Genomic DNA, 19908 nt, shown 5'->3' with positions numbered 1-19908 from the left:
TCTTGGTGCATAATAACACCTCTAATTAGGTGGCCAAATTTAGTTTGCCACTACAACTGGTGTCGGGGTAAATAGGTATATCAGAATGTGGATAAGTAAGAAAATCTCAGCTATGTTGTATTTAAAGAACATGCCAAGCTTGTTCCAGAAGCCTCCGTGTTTCTCAAGCCAGCCTTCGCGGAACTCTTCGTAGCTTTCAAGGGGACTATAAAATACGGAGTCTTTTTCGATAGACGAGTTTGCATTCTTATATCTTTCATATTCAGACGTTATGTCGCTTTCATCTGTAAAGATATATTCAATAACAAATGCTTTGTCTGTAAAGTATGTATCTTTTTGCTTGAGCATCACTAAAAGAGTTACACAGAGTGAAAAAATAATTAGAAGCTGACAGTAAATACCAAGCACACCCTGGAATAGGCCTTTTAGTTCGAAACTACGAGCGCTATTAACTCCGACAATAGATCTTGAAATCGTGTAAGGGTACTCAATAACTTGTGAGTGTTTACTGTAATCAATGGTGTTGTTCATAATTCACAAATTTCCTGTATCTTACTTTTAAGTAAGTTTTGGCATTTTGTACCACCAGCGCTGAGCCAGCGGTTCTTTGGTATGCGGGCGGTCATCGTTATAGACTCGTGATTCGTCGCTGGTAAAGTGCCCGGTAGGGTCGGTATATTCATAGTGCAGGGAGATGTATTGAATATAGCCAGGCTGTTCTGGTGCCTTGTCCAGTAATTGTTGGTTGATATCGATAATGGCTTTTTCATCGGCCAGCTGGGTTGTGATTGGGTATCCATTGAGATAAAGAACAGTCTTATCGATTTCTTTTGTGAAAAACTTAAGCTCTCCAATCTCATGAGCTTGGTATTTAACCAATATTTTAGTTCTTAGCGTAAAGTTACCCTGAGATAATCTTGGCAAATAGAGTTCGATTTTGCCGCTTTGATAGCCAGATAATTTAGCATTAACCTGATAGACCAGCCGTTCAAAGTGATGCATTTCTTTGTTTGCCTAAGTCTTGCGTGACCACTCTTCCCTGACGTTTTTTCCACTCTTCGATGGCCTTATTCAAGGTAACGTCATCGGGGAAGTCTTTTTGGAATAGACTGAATTTTTCCAGGTAGTGTTGAGTGGGCTTAAAGTCTTCCGGAAAGTCAAAGTCACCTTTGGCGTAGGCATCAATCATCGCTTTGATACATTCGTTCTGTATATTGCGTTGCGCTGGGTAGCAACCGATTTTGAAGGTTTTTTCATCACCGAAAGCGGTTTTAAGTTCCAGTTCGTAAGGGCCATCCACAAATGTTTGCAAAATACTGTACAGGTTTGCGCGAGCGGGTGTTCGAGCAAATAGCAAATGCAAATTAGCAGCATAGAGTTTCCCGCGTCGCCAGGTGTAGAGCATGTTGTTTGCCCTGTCTACACGGAAGGGAACTTGTAGTGGTCAAGTAAAACTGGCCACGGGTTTATAGTTAATCCAGTATTGTTGCTCAGCCTTATTCGGGCTCATCCCATTATTGTTCTGGTGCGGTCGAAGTCGGCTGTAATACCCGATTAAATATTTTACGATATGTTTCTGTGCGTGAACGAGGGATTGATAACCATAAGTCGGCACCCATTCGACCTTTAAACTTCTAAAGAAACGCTCCATGGGTGCATTATCCCAGCAATTTCCGCGTCTACTTAAACTCTGTTTCATTCGATATTTCCACAGTAACTGCCGGAATCTGCAGCTCGTGTAATGACTTCCTTGATCGCTATGGAACATGACGCCTTTTGGACGCCCTCGACTTTCATAAGCCATGCTCAGCGCGTTCCTGGTCAGTTCGCTGTCGGGCGATGATGACATCGCCCAGCCAACGGGTTTGCGAGCAAACAAATCAATGATAACAGCTAAATAAGCCCAGCGACGCCCTGTCCAGATATAGGTTACGTCGCCGCACCACACACGGTTTGGTACATCAACCTTAAACTGTCGCTCTAAATGGTTCGGTATTTCAACATGGTCATCACCTGTTTTCTTATAGCTGTGATTCGGTATCTGACAACTAACAAGCCCAAGTTTATTCATCAGGCGAGCAGCACGGTAGCGACTCAAGGGTACGCCATGGTCAGTCGCCATTTGCGCAATACTGCGTGCCCCAGCCGAGCCTTCGCTTTCACGAAACAACTCCTTCACCTTCGCCATTTCCTTGGCTTTCTTCGCACACATAGGCCTGTTTGAACCGTGTTTCCAGTACTTGAAACTACTGCGGTGCACGTTAAACACCTCACACAGCTTCTTTACCGGATAGCTCGTCTTGAGTTTCTCAATTATCGAGAAGTGTTCAGGGAGTCCGACATCAAGAGAGCGGTAGCCTTTTTTAAGATCTCTTTCTCCATCTCAATATCACGGATCCGCTTCTCAAGCTCACGGATTTTAAGCTGCTCTGGCGTCATAGGCGTCGCCTTTGGGCTTTCTCCATTGCGTTCTTGTCGTAACTGTCGAACCCATTTATCCATCGTCGAGAGCCCTACATTCATGGCAGCGGCTGCTTCTCGAACGGTGTAATTTTGGTCGACTACTAACTGTGCTGATTCGAGTCGAAACTCAGGACTAAAATTACGGCTTGGTCTTTTCTTCATAGTGTCACCTAATGGTCTCTTGGTGCATAATAACACCTCTAATTAGGTGGCCAAATTTAGTTTGCCACTACAACTGGTGTCGGGGTAAATAGGTATATCAGAATGTGGATAAGTAAGAAAATCTCAGCTATGTTGTATTTAAAGAACATGCCAAGCTTGTTCCAGAAGCCTCCGTGTTTCTCAAGCCAGCCTTCGCGGAACTCTTCGTAGCTTTCAAGGGGACTATAAAATACGGAGTCTTTTTCGATAGACGAGTTTGCATTCTTATATCTTTCATATTCAGACGTTATGTCGCTTTCATCTGTAAAGATATATTCAATAACAAATGCTTTGTCTGTAAAGTATGTATCTTTTTGCTTGAGCATCACTAAAAGAGTTACACAGAGTGAAAAAATAATTAGAAGCTGACAGTAAATACCAAGCACACCCTGGAATAGGCCTTTTAGTTCGAAACTACGAGCGCTATTAACTCCGACAATAGATCTTGAAATCGTGTAAGGGTACTCAATAACTTGTGAGTGTTTACTGTAATCAATGGTGTTGTTCATAATTCACAAATTTCCTGTATCTTACTTTTAAGTAAGTTTTGGCATTTTGTACCACCAGCGCTGAGCCAGCGGTTCTTTGGTATGCGGGCGGTCATCGTTATAGACTCGTGATTCGTCGCTGGTAAAGTGCCCGGTAGGGTCGGTATATTCATAGTGCAGGGAGATGTATTGAATATAGCCAGGCTGTTCTGGTGCCTTGTCCAGTAATTGTTGGTTGATATCGATAATGGCTTTTTCATCGGCCAGCTGGGTTGTGATTGGGTATCCATTGAGATAAAGAACAGTCTTATCGATTTCTTTTGTGAAAAACTTAAGCTCTCCAATCTCATGAGCTTGGTATTTAACCAATATTTTAGTTCTTAGCGTAAAGTTACCCTGAGATAATCTTGGCAAATAGAGTTCGATTTTGCTGCTTTGATAGCCAGTCAATTTAGCATTGACCTGATAGACCAGTCGTTCAAAGTGGTGCATTTCCTCTTCAAAATAATGCCGAAGTGGACTATTTTCCTGAGTTATTTGTTTTGCTTTTATGTACTGATCATCTATATTATCTAGTCTGTCTACACCCCAGTACTCATCAGAAGTGCCCCAGAAGCCACGCTCAGCCCAGGCTGTGAACTTATCGCGAGAGAATATATATTCTGCGGCCATAGCTATTGCAAGTATCGCACCTGATGCGAATGTGACCGGGTTTGAAAAATTGAGAAGCATTACACCGCCAGCCAGAGCTTGGGTAACCAAAAGGTTTTGTTTTATGTATTGTTTATTAGCATTAGCTTCAAAAGCATTAAAAGCACTTACAACAACCGCGCCCCAACCAGCAACTTTACCTGCTGTCTTAACAGTTGAAGTTACGCGCTGGGCTATGCCTGTCTGGCCTGTGGAGATGGCTTTAATGGAGCTTCGGTTGAACAGTTTGCCTTCGATGTTTTTGAAGAGGTTGTTGGCTCCGCCGGAGCGCATGGTATCAGCGGCCAGATCATCCACGTAGTTCAAACTAAACTGGGTCAGCTTCTCGATGTCACTAATAATGGCAACCAGGGCAAGACCAATATTGAGGCGGGTACTTTGTGAAACTCGTCCAAACCAGGTTTCGGCGTAGCCCGGTTCTTCCTGCAAGCTGGCAAGATCAAAAAAGGTCCATGAGTTAATGAGCAGGCTTAAGCCAACTCCAAATCCTCGCTGGGCTCTTTGGGATTGAGAAACTTGTTTAAAGTGCGCTCCGGGTCTGACTTGCCCGTCGACCAGAAAGTGCTGGACTTCAATGGTATCTTTTTCGGGGAGTTTTGGCGTGACTTCGACAGTGCCGGCATACACTTTCGAACGAGCAAACTTTTCAAAGTCAGTGATTGCTTTACCGCCCGAGCTCACCGGTGGTAGTTTGCCGCTTTTGATGAGCTCGCTTAAATCACTGACGGACATAGGTTGTCGGCCAAGAGGGATAATATTGTGTAGCTTGCTTATTGCTTGCTTCACACCCAGCGACTCGATTTTTGCTGTGCCCAGAACACCCAACTCCTTTGCCGTTACCTCAAATACGACATCAAGCACATGCAACTTTTCAAGATTAGCATCAAGCAGAGATTTTGAAACACTTGCCCAACTTATCATCAGCTTTTGGAACAGCTTGCTAATTTCTGAGCCTTCATCCGGGTCGAGCAATGAAAGTAAAGCATTTGAGCCTTCGGAGGCATCGCCTATATTCATAAAGAGACGAACAAACAGACGAGAGGCTAGTTCTAGTCGCCGTAATGCTGAGTTGGAGTCTACTTGAGTGATACCGTTTAACATCTGCTTCAACAGGGGCAGGGCTTCAAAAGGTGCATCCAGCAGCACAATGGCTTGATGATTACTGACCAGTCTTCGCAGGTTGGTTGATAAGGCATCGTTCTCTGATAACAACTGGCGTCTCAACTCGTCATGCTGTGTTGGCAGATCATAAAAGAGAACCTTGTTCTGTAACTTGTTTCTAGTCGAGTTAATGGATGAGTTAACTGCCTGGATACACTCAGCGGTTGCAAGTGGGTAGAGGTAGTCAGCATTGTGCTTCATTCGAGTGGAATTGGTGTTGATAACCTGGCGTTCAATTTCCAACAGTTCACCAACTGGATCGGGAAGCGCAATCACACGGCCATCCAGTTGTTGCGAATCTTTTAAGCCAAAAACTGATTTTAATTGTGGGTTGAAGCCGGTATGCGATACCTGGTATTCCTCTAATTTACGAGGTGCTTCTGGTTTAAACTCCTCAACAAACTCATCAATCACACTGATCGGACAGCTAATATCGGTCAGATCTGGAGATAAATTTACCGGCATCATCAGTTGGGCTCGAAATGCAGGATCTTCTTCACATTGCTTGAAGAAATCAGCTGGCCAAGGCTCCTCGGAGTAGGCAACCTCTATTTTAGTGATGTGCTGAGGTATTTTGATGGTTTTGAAGCTTGACTGTTTGGCAAGCTCCCAAGGCTCTGCTGGATCATTATCTGGCCAGAGCAGGCGAGTGAAAGTCTGCTCTTGAAATGACCCCAAGAAATCGTGAGCAGATGTCTGCAAAAAGTTCGAGTTCTCATCAGCAATGTTGGTTTCGTACCAAAACAACATCCAGTTACCCGTTGTAGGATCGGTACGATATTTTCGAGGGCGAATTTCGCTTTCTGTATAAATGAAGACATAACCCTGGCGCAATTTTCGCAGTTCAAAGTCAAAAGAATCCATCGTACGCCGACGCCCTATGTTGGGCGAGTCCTCAAAGCTGAATTTATGTAGGTGCTTTGGCGAAAAGCCAAACCGGACAGGGTAAAGATCCCTGATATTAGGTTCCTGGCAATGATAAACCGGATCATCTACTGCCCGAGTATAAGAAAAGCTGTCATTATCCATAAAAATGCTCCCTGCAAAACAAGAATGTTATATTTATCTGAAATAAGAAAGGGCGCTATTAAACCATTTTTTGAAGGAAATTTCTTGTCAGGATTATGTGATGAATTTCACGCTCTTTAAGCGGAGGTTAATTCAATGTTTATTGAAGGTAACCGAATAAGGAAGTCGTTAGAAATGGCGCACCTGGCAGGAGTCGAACCTGCTACCTCAGCCTCCGGAGGGCTGCGCTCTATCCAAATGAGCTACAGGTGCATACCTTATGTTTTAGCTTATAGCATACTAATCGGCTACAGGTGCTAAAGCGGGCGTATTTTCACAATTATTCTGGTGTTTATCAAGCTAAAACGGACAGGGTGATTCGACGGTGATGGTTTTGCCGGTTTTAGGGTGTGTGATGGTCAGGCTTGCAGCGTGCAACAATAAGCGCTTAGCTTTAGTTTCTGAGCCGTTTTTGTGGTACAGGTGGCAGCCAAGAATGGGGTGGCCGAGTTCAAAGCAGTGCAGGCGTAGCTGATGGCTGCGGCCTGTTATCGGTTTAAGCTTCAGGCGAGTAGTCTGCTTATCGTAATTGCGATCCATAACTTCCCATTCTGTTATTGCCTTTTTGCCTTGTTCAAAGTCTATCTTCTGTTTAGGTCTGTTTGGCCAATCGGCAATCATTGGTAAGTCGATAACGCCACTGTCTTTTTCGACGATGCCGTCCACCACTGCGATGTAGTATTTATCGGTCTGACGTAGCTCAAATTGCTTACTGATTTCGCGATGAGCGCATTTGGTTTGCGCCAATATCATAACGCCGGAAGTGGCCATATCCAGGCGATGGACTATCGAGGCAGTTTTCGACTTGGGATGATTTTGCAAGCGTGTGACTACGCAGTCTTTATTTTCTTCATGGCGGCCAGGAATGCTAAGCAGCCCCGCTGGCTTATTTACAAATAGAAAATGCTTGTCGGGATGTAGAATGCGTACTGGCTCTGGGCAAAAGGGGACAATATGATAATCAGCCATTACTTGCCTGCCTTTGCGCTGCCGCGCTTGCCCGGTTTTGTTGCAATCATGACCGCACGCTTGGGAGCTGGATAGCCCTCGATAGTTAGATCTTTGTTCTGTGGATCGAGATAATCTTCAAGCGATTGGAAGGTCATCCAGTCGGTTGCGCGTTGTTCATCAAGCCCTGTCTTAGCAACATTAGCAATTTTAATATCTTGAAAATCCAGTTTTGACAGCCAATTTTTCAGCATGCCGGTGGTTGGAATAAACCAGACGTTGTTCATCTGCGCATAACGGTTTTTGGGGATCAGACACTGATCAGGTTCACCGTCAATGACCAGGGTTTCAAGCACCAGTTCGCCACCGGGGCGCAGCAGGTTTTTCATGTGCAGAATATGGTCGATTGGCGAACGTCGGTGATAGAGAACGCCCATCGAGAAGATAGTATCAAAGCCCTGGTCTGATAGATTTTCCGGCAGGTATTCAAGCCCGACTGGCAAGTAGTGAACAGGGTAGTCGGATAAATAGGTTTGCGTCACTGCAAACTGCATTAAGAATAATTGCGATGGGTCAATGCCGAGCACCAGCTTGGGGTTTTGCGCTGCCATTCGCCAGCAGTGATAGCCGTTGCCACAACCCACATCCAAGACAATACGATCTTCTAATGGGCTAATTTGATCCTTTAATCGATCCCACTTCCAGTCCGAACGCCACTCTGTATCAATGTGTTGGCCAAATAAGTGAAAAGGGCCTTTACGCCAGGGATGAAACTTCATCAGTAGCTGTTTCAGCTCTTGCTGCTCATCTTCTGATAACTGAGAAGCACTGCCAATCTCTACTTTGCTGGCCAGCTCAATATGATCAGGCGTGATGTCTGGCAATTGCTTAAGCAACTTAATCCAGTCACTTAAATTGCCGTGGGTATAATCAGCCATGCGTTGATTGACGGCATGTTTGAATTGGTCGAGCCACGGATGGAGTCGAGTATCGGCAATGGCTTTGTAGGTGTTACTGAAGTTAATCATGATGGCTTAGATTAGAAAATTATTTAACGGCGATAAAGGATGCGAAATTATAGTGCTGGAACCAGCTGTCGTACTGGCTAAAACCGGCATTGGCAAAACGCTGGTAATGTTTTTCTCGTGTATCGGGCAATAATACATTTTCAAGGGCTGCACGCTTCTGGGCAATTTCCATATCGCTGTAACCGTTCTGTTTCTTGAAGTCATGATGCAGGTCGATGATATGTTCATTGAGTGCTTCATGTTGCAAAGTGATTTTCTCTGATAAAACCAGGCATCCACCAGGAAGTAGGGCATCATAGATACGGCTAACCAACTCCTGCCTATGTCCGCGAGGAAGAAACTGTAAGGTGAAATTCAGAATAATCATGCTCGCCGATGACATTTCAAGCTCATTGATATCGGCTTCCATGACCTCAATCGGCATGGCAAAGTTATAACTGGATTGAATCATCTGACAACGCTCAATCATGGCCGGTGAATTATCCACTGCAATAATCCTGCAATCTGAACGATCAACCGTCTGGCGGATAGCCAAAGAAGCAGCACCAAGCGAGCAGCCCAAGTCGTAAATAGTACTATTCGGCTGAACAAAGCGCTGTGCGATTTCGGCGATGCCTTGAATAATGGTGGTATAGCCTGGCACTGAGCGCTTAATCATATCTGGAAAGACCTCGACCACTTTTTGGTCAAACTCGAATTTCTTGATATCCTGCGGCTCGGCGAATATGGTGTCTTTGCGTTCAGTCATAGTGGTTTAGGCAAGCCGAAAAAGGCTTTTAACTACTTTGGCCGCAATTCTACTATAATAGGCGCCACTTACCCATACTTTACCCATGGTTTTTAATGAATAGGCTGGACCCACAGTGAACTCAGAAGTAATACAGAGCATCCGCTCAGAGATTGATAAGTTAGACAGCGAGCTGTTGCAGCTGGTTGAAAAGCGTACCCAACTGGTTCTTAGGCTTAGTGAAGCCAAGAAAGAGCAGGGCATGCAGGATTATGATCCAGCAAGAGAACAGAGGATACTGGAGAGTTTATATCAGGAGTTTCAGCCAACCTTCAGTCAGCCTGAAATCGAAGCGATTTTTAAACCGATATTCAGAGCGAGCCTGCGAATACAGCAGGACAAAAAAAAGCCCGCCTAAAGTAGGCGGGCAAAAGTTGCGTCTCAAAATGAGAAGGAGGTATTTTGAGATGCGGGATTTAGCACTAAGGGGTAGTTAATACTAATTCCACAGCCCCCACTTTAACAAAGCCGCCGGTTCTGGCAATTTTCTAAATGTAACAAAGCATTTCTGCATTGAATATCTTTACAAAGCCAATAAATTTCTGGGCTGGTACTAGGGTTGAATTTTTTATATGCTGTCGACTTTGTTATTTTTGCTTCATTTATTTTTTGGCTTAATTGATACGTTCGTAAGGGGACCAATGAAAAAGTTATTGATTTCTTTGAGTTTGCTTCTTGTCTCTACTGGCTTGATGGCAAAAAACGACGGCATGACTTTGCAAGATATTTCAAAGTTACAGTCTGTTACTTCTTTGGATGTTTCACCAAACGGTGAGTACATCGCATTTACACAGTCTAAACCGCGCACACCTTATGTGGATGAAGATGGTACCGCCTGGAACCAACTGTTCGTTATGAAAAAGGGTGGCGAAGCGCGTCCTTTCATTACTGGCGAAGTGAATATTGGTGGCGTTCAGTGGGCGCACGATAGCTCGGCGATTTATTACACGGCCAAGCGTGGCGATGACAAACACAATTCACTTTACATGATTCCTGTAGATGGTGGTGAGTCACAACAGGTTCTAAGTTTTGAAACTGATATTGGTGGTTATACTATCAATCATAATGGCTCAAAGCTGGTTTTTCTTGCTAAAGAGAAAGACCCAAAGCATTTAGAGAAACTTGATAAGAAAGGTTTTAAAGCAAAAGTCTATGAAGAGGGACTTAAGTTAACTCATGCCTGGATTCATGACTTAGCCACTTCTGACGACTCTCAAAAGCCTGAAAAGTTAGACATTGAAGATAATGTTTTATCGGTTGCTTTTTCCCCGGTGAATGATCAGTTAATGATTCAAACTTCACCAACGTCCTTGATTGATGACATCTACATGAAGAAATCACTTAAGGTGGTTGATTTAGATGGTGACATCGTGGCCAGCTTCAAAACTGAAGGCAAGCAGGGTAAAGCGGTTTGGTCAACTGATGGCAAGCAGATTGCTTTCCTTGGCGCAAATGACTACAACGATCCAACAGACGGTGCTTTATATATAGCAACTGTTGACGATGAAACTGTTTATAAGCGCGTCGCTAATTTGAGCAGCCATGTGATGGATATAGCCTGGAATGGCGATGATGTGATTTATATCGAGCACCAAGGTGTTGAAAGCCGCATCGTAAGAGCTGCTATCAAGCGCAAAATTGCTGATCGTCCAGTGGTTGATTATGGCAATGGTATTCATAGCCGCTTGAGTGTGTCTAACAATGGTGATATCTATGCCATGACCGATACTGCCACTCACCCACGCGAAGTTTATGCTTTTAATGCAGAAGGCTTTGAGCGTCTGACTAATAGCAATCCTTGGTTAGCCGACAAAGCGCTTGGCAAACAGGTTGCCTATGAGTACGAAGCACGTGATGGCCTAAAAATTCAGGGTGTTTTGGTTTACCCACTGAACTACAAAAAAGGCAAGCGTTACCCAATGATTGCCTTCATTCATGGTGGTCCTGAAGCGCATGAATCTAATGGCTGGAAAACCAATTATGGCGACCCGGCGCAATATGCTTCAGCGCAAGGCTATTTCTCTTTCTTCCCTAACTACCGCGGTAGCACAGGTCGTGGCGATGAGTTCGCTCGCTTAGACCAACATGCTTATGCTGACCCTGAGTTTACCGATATTCTTGATGGTAAATTGGCGCTAGTGAAAGATGGTATGGTTGATACGGATAAAGTCGGTATTACTGGTGGTTCTTATGGCGGTTACGCGACTGCATGGTCTGCGACAGCGCTATCGGAACACTATGCCGCAGGCGTAATGTTTGTTGGTATTTCAAACCAGCTTTCTAAATTCGGCACCACAGACATTCCAAACGAAATGCAGGCCGTACATGCCCGTGCATGGCCTTGGGATGACTATCAGTGGATGCTGGAAACCAGCCCGATTTATCATGCGCCAAAAGGTAAAACGCCTTTGTTGATCATGCATGGTGAAGCCGATACTCGTGTTCACCCATCGCAATCAATGGAAATGTACCGTTACTTGAAGACTTTAGGTAATGCGCCAGTTCGCTTGGTTCTTTATCCTGGTGAAGGTCATGGTAACCGTAAAGCTGCAGCGCAACTTGATTACTCTATGCGTCTAATGCGCTGGATGGATCACTACCTTAAAGGTAAGGGTGGTAATCCTCCTCCGTATGACCTAAAGCACGAAGAGAAACTGGAAAACGGTTCTGATAGTGAGAGCTAATATCGGAATTGGATTAAGAAGAAGCCCGCAGTATGCGGGCTTTTTTAATTATTTATCTTTGTAGGGGATGGGTTGGAATTAATCCGAACCAATTTAGTTTGATTTGTAGTTGGTTATTTTTAATGTTCATTTTTTGGACGAGCAAAAAACGAACCAAAAAACTCGCCCTAAAAGTTAGGCGCTTCGCGCTACCCTCAATATTAAAAATCACTTAACGTGCCGCAAAACGAAACCTCCATGTTTCGAATTTGCTAAATTGGGCTGTCCTGCCCAATTTACACTATGATTTTGAACATTGAGGCTAACTTTTAATGGGGTATTTGGTGCTAATTGCTGCAAAGTACTAAAAATTAAATACCATTGAAACTAATTTAATCTTGTCTTGGTTATATCTATTTGGAAGCTAATGCTCAAAAACACCATGCTGTAAAAAGTGTTCAATCTGTTGCTGTATTGTTTTGTTGTTCATGATGAAGGTATGGCCGTGGTTGACGGTGATGAAGTCTTTCATTTCTGGAAGGCGGGCGCTTTCGACGGAGACTTTGCCGTCGTGTGGCCCGGCAAAGGCATGATTAAACCAGGGATCGGAGGAGCGCGTGCCGATCATGATTCCGACATCTGTTGGAACTGGTTTTAGCTGCTCAAGCAGTGGGTTGTTGTTGATATAGAGTTGCTGCCCGGGTTTTCCGGTGGCCAGTTTGTACCACAGTTTATTACGGTAGAGTTCGGCTACTTCGCTGCCCTGGTTTGGTGGAGCGATCATGACGATTCGGCCCAATTTGTCTATTTCACGGTGAGTTAGATAGTAGCGGAGCATGATGCCACCCAGCGAATGGGTGACGAAATGAATTGCTTCAATGTTATTCATATCAACCGATTGCAGTATCTGCTCGATATGTTCAATGGCTATGGTTTCTATGGGTTTGCTACGTGAGTCGTAACTTTCGTTAATCACGTGATAGCCCTGACTTTGGAAGTACTTTTCCAGTGAGCGCATTGATAAACGGGTGCGGCCCATACCGTGAATGAGGATAACTAACTGCTTCATTATTATCTGTTTTATGGTTTTTTTCTCGAGTTAATAAGCTCAGTGTAGCGGGTTTCTTGTCTGACCAGAAGATCTCAGCCGAATATTCTTCATATTTCCTTTAGTTATACTCATGCCAAATTAATTAGATAGTGCAAAATAAGTATTAAAGTTATTAATATTCGTTATTTCTGTTATTATGCCGAATATCGTTCAGTTACAAGGCTTTGAAATGGTAGCATATTCACAAGAAGTTGAACTGGATTCTGTTGATCAGAAGATCCTGCAAATCTTACAAAACGATGGTCGACTGACTAATGCCGAACTTGCCAAGCAAGTCCACTTGTCTCCGCCGGCAGTTCATGCGCGGGTTAAGCGATTGGAGCAGAAGGGCGTGATCGCCCGATACGTTGCTTTGGTCGACAGGCAAAAAGTCGGTTATGACAATTTATGTTTTGTTGAGTTTAGTTTGCAATTGCATCGCTATGAGCAAATCCAGAATATTTTAGACAAGGTGACGTCCTGGCCAGAGGTTTTAGAGTGCCATAACGTGACCGGTGAATATGATTATGTGCTTAAGGTGGCGGTAAAAAATACCCAGTCCCTTGAGCATTTTATTTCAAAGAAGATGATTCCACTGGAAGGTGTCGCCAAAGTTCATACCACGCTGGTATTGAAGGAGGTGAAAGCCACGACGGCTATCAATATTCTTGATGATTAAATTTTGGCGAGAATCAAGAGCGAGAGTCGTATGAGTTCAGGTAAGTTTTCCAATATTGAAACCAAAGCAATCCATTCAGGCCGTATCGGTGATCCAAGTTTTGGCTCACTGGCCACTCCTATCCACCAAACATCAACCTTTGTTTTTGACAACGTCGAGCAGGGCGCTAACCGCTTTGCGGGCGAAGAGCAAGGTTATATTTATAGTCGCCTGGGCAATCCAACCGTGCGCGAGCTTGAGCAGAAAATGGCCGCATTGGAAAATACAGAAGATGCGGCTGCATTTGGTTCTGGTATGGGTGCGGTTTCGGCGACCTTGTTAGCGAACTTAAAGGCTGGTGATCATCTGGTAGCGTCTGCTGCTTTGTATGGTTGCACTTTTGCTTTAATTAACCATAAGTTGAAAGACTTAGGTATTGAAGCAACCTTTGTAGACATTACAAAACCTATCGAAGTTGAAGCCGCCATTAAAGAAAACACCAAGCTGATTTATTTTGAAACGCCGATCAACCCGAACCTGGTTTGTGCCGATATGCAGGCGATTTCTGATATCGCAAAAAGGCACGCTTTGCTGACCATTCTTGATAATACCTTTATGTCGCCAGTGCTACAGCAGCCCAGTGACTTTGGTATGGATTTGATTATTCATAGCGCCACGAAGTACCTTAACGGTCATGGTGATGTGGTAGCCGGTATTACCTGCGGCAGTGCCGAGCAAATTGAAAATATCAAGATGACTACACTGAAAGATATGGGTGCGGTCATGAGTCCAAATGATGCCTGGCTAATTTTACGTGGCCTGAAAACCCTTTCGGTGCGTGTAGAGCGCCATTGTGACAACGCTGAAAAGGTAGCTGAGTTTTTAGAAGCTAGTGATCAGATTGAGCAGGTTTATTATCCTGGTCTTAAAAGCCATCCGGCGCACCACCTGATTGGTAAGCAGATGAAGCGTGCTGGTGGTGTGATTGCCTTTGAAGTGAAGGGTGGTTTTGATGATGCTGTTCGCTTTATGAATAGCCTGAAAATGTGTCGCATTGCAGTAAGCTTGGGTGATGCAGAAACCCTGATTCAACATCCGGCCTCAATGACGCATTCGCCATACACTCCAGAAGAGCGAGCAGCTGCCGGTATCAGCGAAACGCTAATCCGTATTTCTGTGGGACTTGAGCATGTGGATGACATTATTGGCGATCTTGAGCAGGCCTTAAAAGCAAAGCAAATTAAAGCGGCTTAGTTATTCGACTGAATCAAGCAATAATAAATTAAGAGATGGATTGTAGCTTTGTTAGTTCTTCTTGGCAGGAGAACACCACTCTATTTTAAATATTCCACCTTCTTTGAAGGTTTGCTCCAGTCCCCCTTTTGATTGAGCTGAGTAGTAGCCAAGTGATAGCAATTCAAATCCGTTACTGAAAGGAATCCCTTCAGGGAGATGATTTGAATAGTAAAATTCGGGCCATGGAGGGCACGTATTTTACGGTACCCAAGGGGGCAGACCCTGCGTTAAGTCTCTTGGCGGATACGAAGAAAGTTTCGCATTGCGAAACCTCAATCACGGGGTGTACTTTCTTTTATGAAGTACCTCCCTGTACCTCACCCTTCGGGTTAGCTTCGCTAATCAAAATCGTTCCTGACGATTTTGTCGTCCTTTTCTTTAGGAAGCGACCGTAGGAAGTGCCCTTGGTATAAAGAAAAGGGTCTCGCCGAGTGGCGAAAAAGGACTATAAAAGTAACTAAAAAAGCCACTGGATACCGCGGTATGACAAGGACTCTACTTTTTCTTCAACTTCTTAACGCCAATCATATCCATGATAAATTTTTCCCAGAACGGCTCCGAAGTACCGCGACGGACTTTGTGTAAAAAGTATTTCTCAAATAATACCTTGGCGTAATGTACCCATTTACCACTGCCTGACCAGTTGAGGTTGCGTGGTGGTATTTGTGGTTTGGCAACGAAGGCTACGCCACCGTCACCAAAGTCTGCCAGACACAATGCGTTTAAACTTGGCTTAGTATCTGGCTCTTTGCCTTCTATTAATGCCTTAATATTGTGTACGGTAGCCGTAACCATGGACTCAATCATGTAGCCGGTTTTTGGTACACCCACCGGAACGGGAGTCTTGCCAATTGGTGGAATCGCAACGCACACACCAACCGCAAATACGTTTTTGAAAGTCGGATTCCTTTGATATTCGTCGGTAAGAATAAAGCCTTTGGGGTTGGTTAAACCCTCGATTCCAAAGACTGCATCAATACCACGGAACGAGGGCAGCAACATTGAGTGTTTAAATTTTATTGGATCATGCTTGATGGTCTGTCCATCTCGAAAATGTTCAGTGACATGTATTTCATCTTCAGTAACTTCATCAACTGAGGCATTGGTGATCCAGTTGATATTGGCATCGCGTAGCTTGGATTCTAAAAGACTTTTGGTGTCTCCAACACCGTCCAGTCCCAAGTGACCAATATAGGGTTCTGAGGTGACGAAAGTGATTGGTACCTGATCGCGTATTTTGCGTTTGCGAAGGTCGGTGTCTAGGATTAGCGCGTATTCGTAAGCAGGACCAAAACACGAGGCCCCCTGGACTGCTCCAACGACTATGGGCCCCGGGTTTTCGACAAACTTTTCCCAGTGCTCGCGTGTACTGTCCGCATGGTCAGTTTTACAGATAGAGTGGGTGAAATGCTCAGGACCTAAGCCTTTGACAGCGTCGAAAGCCAAGGCCGGGCCTGTAGCTATGACCAGATAGTCGTAATCAAGGGTGTCCCCATTCTCAAGCTCTACCTGGTTTGAGTCTGGTTTAACTTTTTTGGCTGCACTATGAATAAACCTGATATTTCTTTTGGCAAATATTTCGGCGAGTTCGACCCTGATTTGTTCTTTCTTACGCCAATCTACCGCTACCCAGGGATTGGAGGGGGTAAATTCAAAATAGGGAAGATCGCTGACTACGGTTATCTCGGCAACATCTTTGAGTTCATCCCTTAATTCGTAAGCCATTGGGATGCCGCCAATGCCTGCTCCTAACACTAGAATTTGCTTCATGGTTTACTCCTTTATTTTGGCCTCACTATCAAAGTAATAGTTGAGACTTTAATTTATATTAGAGTAGTCTTATTTAATTCGCAAACTAATGACATAGATCAAATAATAAGCAGTTCGCAGCCTGGAAAAGTTTTACTTTGTCGACTGGGTTTTACCCAGCCACAAAAAAAGCCCGGACGAGCCGGGCTTTTTGAATCTAATAGGTTGAAACTAGATTATTTTGCTTTGAAGCTGGTCTCTGAAACAACACCTTCGTCAGTAATATCAAGTGTGCCTTTGATAGTACCGTCGACTTCTTTAAGCTTGTCGAACATGGCTTTTTGGTCCTGAGCCACTTCGGAAGTTTCGCCCATCTCATTCATCATTGAAGACATAAGCTCCATGTACTTACCAAAGTTCATGCTCATGCTGAATAGGCCATTGCTGGTGATGTCTTTGTTTGACTTAATGCTTGGTAACTGAGATAGAGCATCAGCACCGATCAACATAACTAAGTCATGACCGCGAAGAGCGACGCTTGCTGGCATACCCATTTGGTCTTGTAAGGATACTGCATCACCGCCATCTTTAATGTCCATTTGTGCGAACTGAGGTGCGAATGAGCTTAATGTCATTAACAAGTCTTGTGGCTTTTGCGCGCTGACTGTAACGATCATCTGCATGCTATCTGCTACAGCCATTGGGTTGGTTGAAGCCTGCTCTAAACCAGCCATATCCATCTCAACGATACCGAAACCGATACCTTTGATGCCTGCAACCATGCCTGTCATCATGCCTAGCATCATTGGGTTTTGTTGCTTCAAGCCAGCTTGCATTTCAGCTAAAGGTGGGCACTCATAAGGAGTTTCCGTCAAACGCTGCCATACATCAGTAATTACTGGAACCATCTGGTCCATATCGAAACCCAGGCCAAAGCTCATGACATAGTCATCATTGTTCAAGTTTTCTGACAAGTGACCACGCAAGCCTTGCAAGCTGTCAAGCAAATCAGCATTACCACCCTCAAGCATGAACTTGAAGTTTGCTTCGCTTGCGCTGAACTCGGTGTAACCGCCAGACATAGTAGGCCAGTTAGCAGTTAATGCTGTGAACTCAGAAGCACAGGCTGGAGTTTGCATGTCAGCCAAAGCACCCTCTACGCCGTTAGCAATTAACAGGTCGTTAACCATAACGCCAAAGCTGTTTGCTTGTGGGTTAGTCAGACCTTGCATGATTGCCAAGTTATCAATAAAGAACAAAGAATGGCCAAGGTAACCGTGCTCAGACATCATGTTAGTCAAACGACCAGTTTCAACGATGCTTTTTGCTGGTTTGCTTAAGGCAACTTTAATGTCTTTATCATCAGTCAGAGGAGTGTTCACAGTCATAACCGCCTGGTTATCGTGTGAGCTGATGACAAGTGAATATGGAACGGATGGGTCGTTCGAGAACGCATACTCGCGGAACTCAACACCATCCATGTTTTTAACTTCAGCGGTAACGTTTTGCTCAGTTTCGATTTGCTCGATTAACTTGGCAAAAGTATCAGTACCATCTAGCTCGATACGCATAACTGGTACAGCCCCTGCTGTATAGAAAGCAGCGTTAGGCGCTTCGGTAATACCGAAAGTCTTGACTGTAGACTCATCTGCGAAAGACTGCATGTATTTTGCATACAAGCCTAAGCCGATACGTGCAGCATCAACAGAGTCTGGACCCAGTTCAAAAGAGTCGTCCTGAAGGTCCATATAAGTTGACGGATCAAGACCAAGCTTATGGCTCATGGCCATAGCTTCTTCGAAACTGATAGGTGTAACACTACCCGTGAACAAAACGGTGTCGGCTGGAACGTAGGCAAGAACAGAATTATCCTTAGCCGCTACAGTAGCACTGCCCCCTTTGTAGAAGTAGATTCCCGCTGCAACTGCAATAGCAATTACGATAACAATTAATAATTTTTTCATGTGTTTCCTTCTCTTTGTTGTAGTACCGTGGCAAATTATAAGGGATACAACTATTAAGACCAATGGCTTTTGTGTATCTTTGACTTACAATCAGTAAAAGAATGTTTCAAAAGGAGCGATTATGCCTGATTCAACCCAAAACCAGAGTGATATCCTAATATTGGCCGAAAAGCTGATTCAAGCCCTGGATACCGATAATGAGCTATCTGATAAAGAAGAAGCTGCGTTGACCCGACTAGAGTTTGTGATTGAATCCAAGCTATTTTTGCAGGACAGTCGTGAATCACCGGATGAGTTCCTACTTGAGCGTTTTCAGGACCGCCTGGTCGAATTTGAGCAAGAACACCCGTCTTTAGCGGGCCTTGTTCGCCGAATTTCTAACAGTTTAAGCAATATGGGTGTCTAGGTTCATTACCTGAACCCGATAAGGCTAATGTATTTAGCCTTATCATCCCTTTCCTCCTCAACAATTTTTCAAATCATTTCTATAAGCCCTTATTGCAATACTTTGTTACGCAATGTGCAGGTTCTAAACAAACAAAGACTAAACCTTTTGTCAGATAAGGCGCATCTTAAATGTGTAGTCAGAAATAATGGCTATTAATAAACGGAGGAAATTCTATGAACTATAAAATAAAAACGTTAGCCATTGCTGTTCTAATGGCAACAGGTGCGGGTGTAGCAAATGCAAATAGCCAGACATGTGATGTAGACATGGCTTATGACGTTAACTTAAACGGTAACGAGATTGTTTTTACTAAGAACAATCAAGAATCTGTAGTTATTAAAGACAGCAATTTATTGTCATTGGATGGCAAAGCTCAGAGCTTAACGGCAAAGCAGGTTCAGCTGTTGCATGAGTATGCTGAGCAAGTTCGTGAACTATTGCCAGCAGCCAGCGACATCGCTGAAGATGCATCATTATTAGCATTGGACGCAGTACGCGATGTGACCAGCGTGCTATTGGAGCACAACCCGGCGAAAGCCGAAGAGATCGTCGCTCGTGTGGACACCATTGCCGCTGAATTAAAGCAGCACATTAGCGAGTCTCATCTACGTCCAGAAGCGATTGGTGAATACCTGGATGGCGCAGAGTTAGAAAAGGAATTTGAAGCATTGATGGAAGAAAGCGTCACTGAGTTTGTCGAAGTTAATATACCTTCCATGATCGCTGCCGCTATGAGTGGTAACGAAGAAAAGGTAAAGGCGTTCGAAGAGCGTATGGAGAAGTTTGGCCAGGAAATGGAAACCAAGTATGAGGCTAAAGCGAAACTGATTGAAGAAAAGGCCGATGCTTTGTGTGATCTGGTTAGACAGATTGAAGCTAAGGAAGATTCCTTTGTAAATGCCTTTGCTGATTACGAGGAGTATCAGCTGATTCAGTAATTCGATTCTTCATAATCCCTTTTTCATAAGCCCCCAGCCCCGAATAGCCTTTATGCTGTTTGGGGCTTGTCATGCACAATTTTTTAGGGGTGTCTTTATGCACTGGCTAACCTTGTAGGCTGGGATGAATACAATGAATCCCAGCTCTCTTTTGGATTCATAGATACCATCTCTCCCAGCCGACCTCAAGCTACTTGAGGTCGGTATTCGCTTTGATGTTTTAATACACCATAGCAAATTTGTACCA

At 44.2% G+C, this 19908-nt stretch carries 18 protein-coding genes and 1 tRNA gene; 6 read left to right on the top strand and 13 right to left on the bottom strand.

Annotated features, from left to right (window positions below; all coding sequences use genetic code 11):
- Window positions 1–39: 39 nt before the first annotated feature.
- The 10 genes from HUJ19_RS01325 to cmoA all read right to left on the bottom strand — a co-directional run bounded on the left by HUJ19_RS01325 (window position 40) and on the right by cmoA (window position 8816).
- On the bottom strand, window positions 40–531 hold the full coding sequence (locus HUJ19_RS01325) for a hypothetical protein (protein ID WP_290621773.1): 492 nt from the start codon (window positions 529–531) through the stop codon (window positions 40–42).
- A 27-nt stretch (window positions 532–558) separates the two neighbouring features.
- Window positions 559–1002, bottom strand: a complete 444-nt coding sequence (locus HUJ19_RS01320; RefSeq protein ID WP_290621776.1) for a hypothetical protein — start codon at window positions 1000–1002, stop codon at window positions 559–561.
- Window positions 989–1405 carry a hypothetical protein gene (locus HUJ19_RS01315; RefSeq protein ID WP_290621775.1) on the bottom strand — a complete coding sequence of 139 codons (417 nt, stop codon included), beginning with the start codon at window positions 1403–1405 and terminating at the stop codon, window positions 989–991. Before HUJ19_RS01315 ends, HUJ19_RS01320 begins: the two co-directional genes overlap by 14 nt.
- Before the next feature lie 39 nt (window positions 1406–1444).
- Window positions 1445–2625, bottom strand: a protein-coding gene (locus HUJ19_RS01310; RefSeq protein WP_290621774.1) for an IS3 family transposase whose coding sequence is annotated in 2 segments (ribosomal slippage) — window positions 1445–2370 and window positions 2370–2625 — 1182 coding nt in all. Because the reading frame shifts where the segments join, the coding sequence is not laid out codon by codon here.
- A gap of 56 nt (window positions 2626–2681) precedes the next feature.
- The gene (locus HUJ19_RS01305; protein WP_290621773.1) at window positions 2682–3173 is read right to left on the bottom strand and encodes a hypothetical protein; all 492 of its coding nucleotides are present in this window, start codon (window positions 3171–3173) and stop codon (window positions 2682–2684) included.
- A gap of 27 nt (window positions 3174–3200) precedes the next feature.
- Window positions 3201–6053: a toxin VasX gene (locus HUJ19_RS01300; RefSeq protein ID WP_290621772.1), complete on the bottom strand. Its 2853-nt coding sequence runs from the start codon at window positions 6051–6053 to the stop codon at window positions 3201–3203.
- Between the two features lie 175 nt (window positions 6054–6228).
- A tRNA-Arg gene (locus HUJ19_RS01295) sits at window positions 6229–6305 on the bottom strand.
- An 87-nt stretch (window positions 6306–6392) separates the two neighbouring features.
- A complete protein-coding gene (locus HUJ19_RS01290) occupies window positions 6393–7061 on the bottom strand; it encodes a pseudouridine synthase (protein ID WP_290621771.1) in 669 nt (222 codons plus the stop codon).
- On the bottom strand, window positions 7061–8068 hold the full coding sequence (gene cmoB / locus HUJ19_RS01285; RefSeq protein WP_290621770.1) for a tRNA 5-methoxyuridine(34)/uridine 5-oxyacetic acid(34) synthase CmoB: 1008 nt from the start codon (window positions 8066–8068) through the stop codon (window positions 7061–7063). The genes HUJ19_RS01290 and cmoB overlap by 1 nt, the downstream gene beginning before the upstream one ends.
- A 19-nt stretch (window positions 8069–8087) precedes the next feature.
- Window positions 8088–8816 (bottom strand): carboxy-S-adenosyl-L-methionine synthase CmoA, encoded by a 729-nt coding sequence (cmoA, locus tag HUJ19_RS01280; protein WP_290621769.1) that lies wholly within the window; start codon window positions 8814–8816, stop codon window positions 8088–8090.
- Window positions 8817–8931: 115 nt separating this feature from the next.
- Here cmoA and HUJ19_RS01275 point away from each other — a divergent pair, with 115 nt between their 5' ends.
- Entirely contained in the window at window positions 8932–9213 is a 282-nt protein-coding gene (locus HUJ19_RS01275; RefSeq protein WP_290621768.1) for a chorismate mutase, read from the top strand.
- A 283-nt stretch (window positions 9214–9496) separates the two neighbouring features.
- Window positions 9497–11539, top strand: a complete 2043-nt coding sequence (locus HUJ19_RS01270) for a S9 family peptidase (protein ID WP_290621767.1) — start codon at window positions 9497–9499, stop codon at window positions 11537–11539.
- Between the two features lie 403 nt (window positions 11540–11942).
- Here the strand turns inward: HUJ19_RS01270 and HUJ19_RS01265 are convergent, their stop codons facing one another.
- A complete protein-coding gene (locus HUJ19_RS01265; protein WP_290621766.1) occupies window positions 11943–12587 on the bottom strand; it encodes an alpha/beta fold hydrolase in 645 nt (214 codons plus the stop codon).
- A 211-nt stretch (window positions 12588–12798) separates the two neighbouring features.
- On the opposite strand from HUJ19_RS01265, the gene HUJ19_RS01260 reads away from it, so the two are divergent.
- Both HUJ19_RS01260 and megL read left to right on the top strand, forming a co-directional pair.
- On the top strand, window positions 12799–13287 hold the full coding sequence (locus HUJ19_RS01260; protein ID WP_290621765.1) for an Lrp/AsnC family transcriptional regulator: 489 nt from the start codon (window positions 12799–12801) through the stop codon (window positions 13285–13287).
- Window positions 13288–13317: 30 nt separating this feature from the next.
- A complete protein-coding gene (gene megL, locus HUJ19_RS01255) occupies window positions 13318–14520 on the top strand; it encodes a methionine gamma-lyase (RefSeq protein WP_290621764.1) in 1203 nt (400 codons plus the stop codon).
- A 537-nt stretch (window positions 14521–15057) separates the two neighbouring features.
- Here the strand turns inward: megL and HUJ19_RS01250 are convergent.
- Window positions 15058–16332 carry an FAD-dependent oxidoreductase gene (locus HUJ19_RS01250; RefSeq protein WP_290621763.1) on the bottom strand — a complete coding sequence of 425 codons (1275 nt, stop codon included), beginning with the start codon at window positions 16330–16332 and terminating at the stop codon, window positions 15058–15060.
- A gap of 215 nt (window positions 16333–16547) precedes the next feature.
- Window positions 16548–18275 carry a hypothetical protein gene (locus HUJ19_RS01245; RefSeq protein ID WP_290621762.1) on the bottom strand — a complete coding sequence of 576 codons (1728 nt, stop codon included), beginning with the start codon at window positions 18273–18275 and terminating at the stop codon, window positions 16548–16550.
- Between the two features lie 121 nt (window positions 18276–18396).
- Between HUJ19_RS01245 and HUJ19_RS01240 the strand changes: the two genes are divergently transcribed.
- Together HUJ19_RS01240 and HUJ19_RS01235 are read left to right on the top strand one after the other, a co-directional pair.
- Window positions 18397–18681 carry a DUF4404 family protein gene (locus HUJ19_RS01240; protein ID WP_290621761.1) on the top strand — a complete coding sequence of 95 codons (285 nt, stop codon included), beginning with the start codon at window positions 18397–18399 and terminating at the stop codon, window positions 18679–18681.
- 215 nt (window positions 18682–18896) lie between these two features.
- Window positions 18897–19661, top strand: coding sequence for a DUF2884 family protein (locus HUJ19_RS01235; RefSeq protein WP_290621760.1), 765 nt, complete (start codon window positions 18897–18899; stop codon window positions 19659–19661).
- The last annotated feature ends 247 nt before the right edge of the window (window positions 19662–19908 follow it).

The organism is Kangiella sp. (assembly GCF_014762745.1).
Taxonomy (GTDB): Bacteria; Pseudomonadota; Gammaproteobacteria; order Enterobacterales; family Kangiellaceae; genus Kangiella.
Note: the sequence above shows the minus strand (reverse complement) of the source record. Positions and strands in the feature narration are given on the sequence as shown.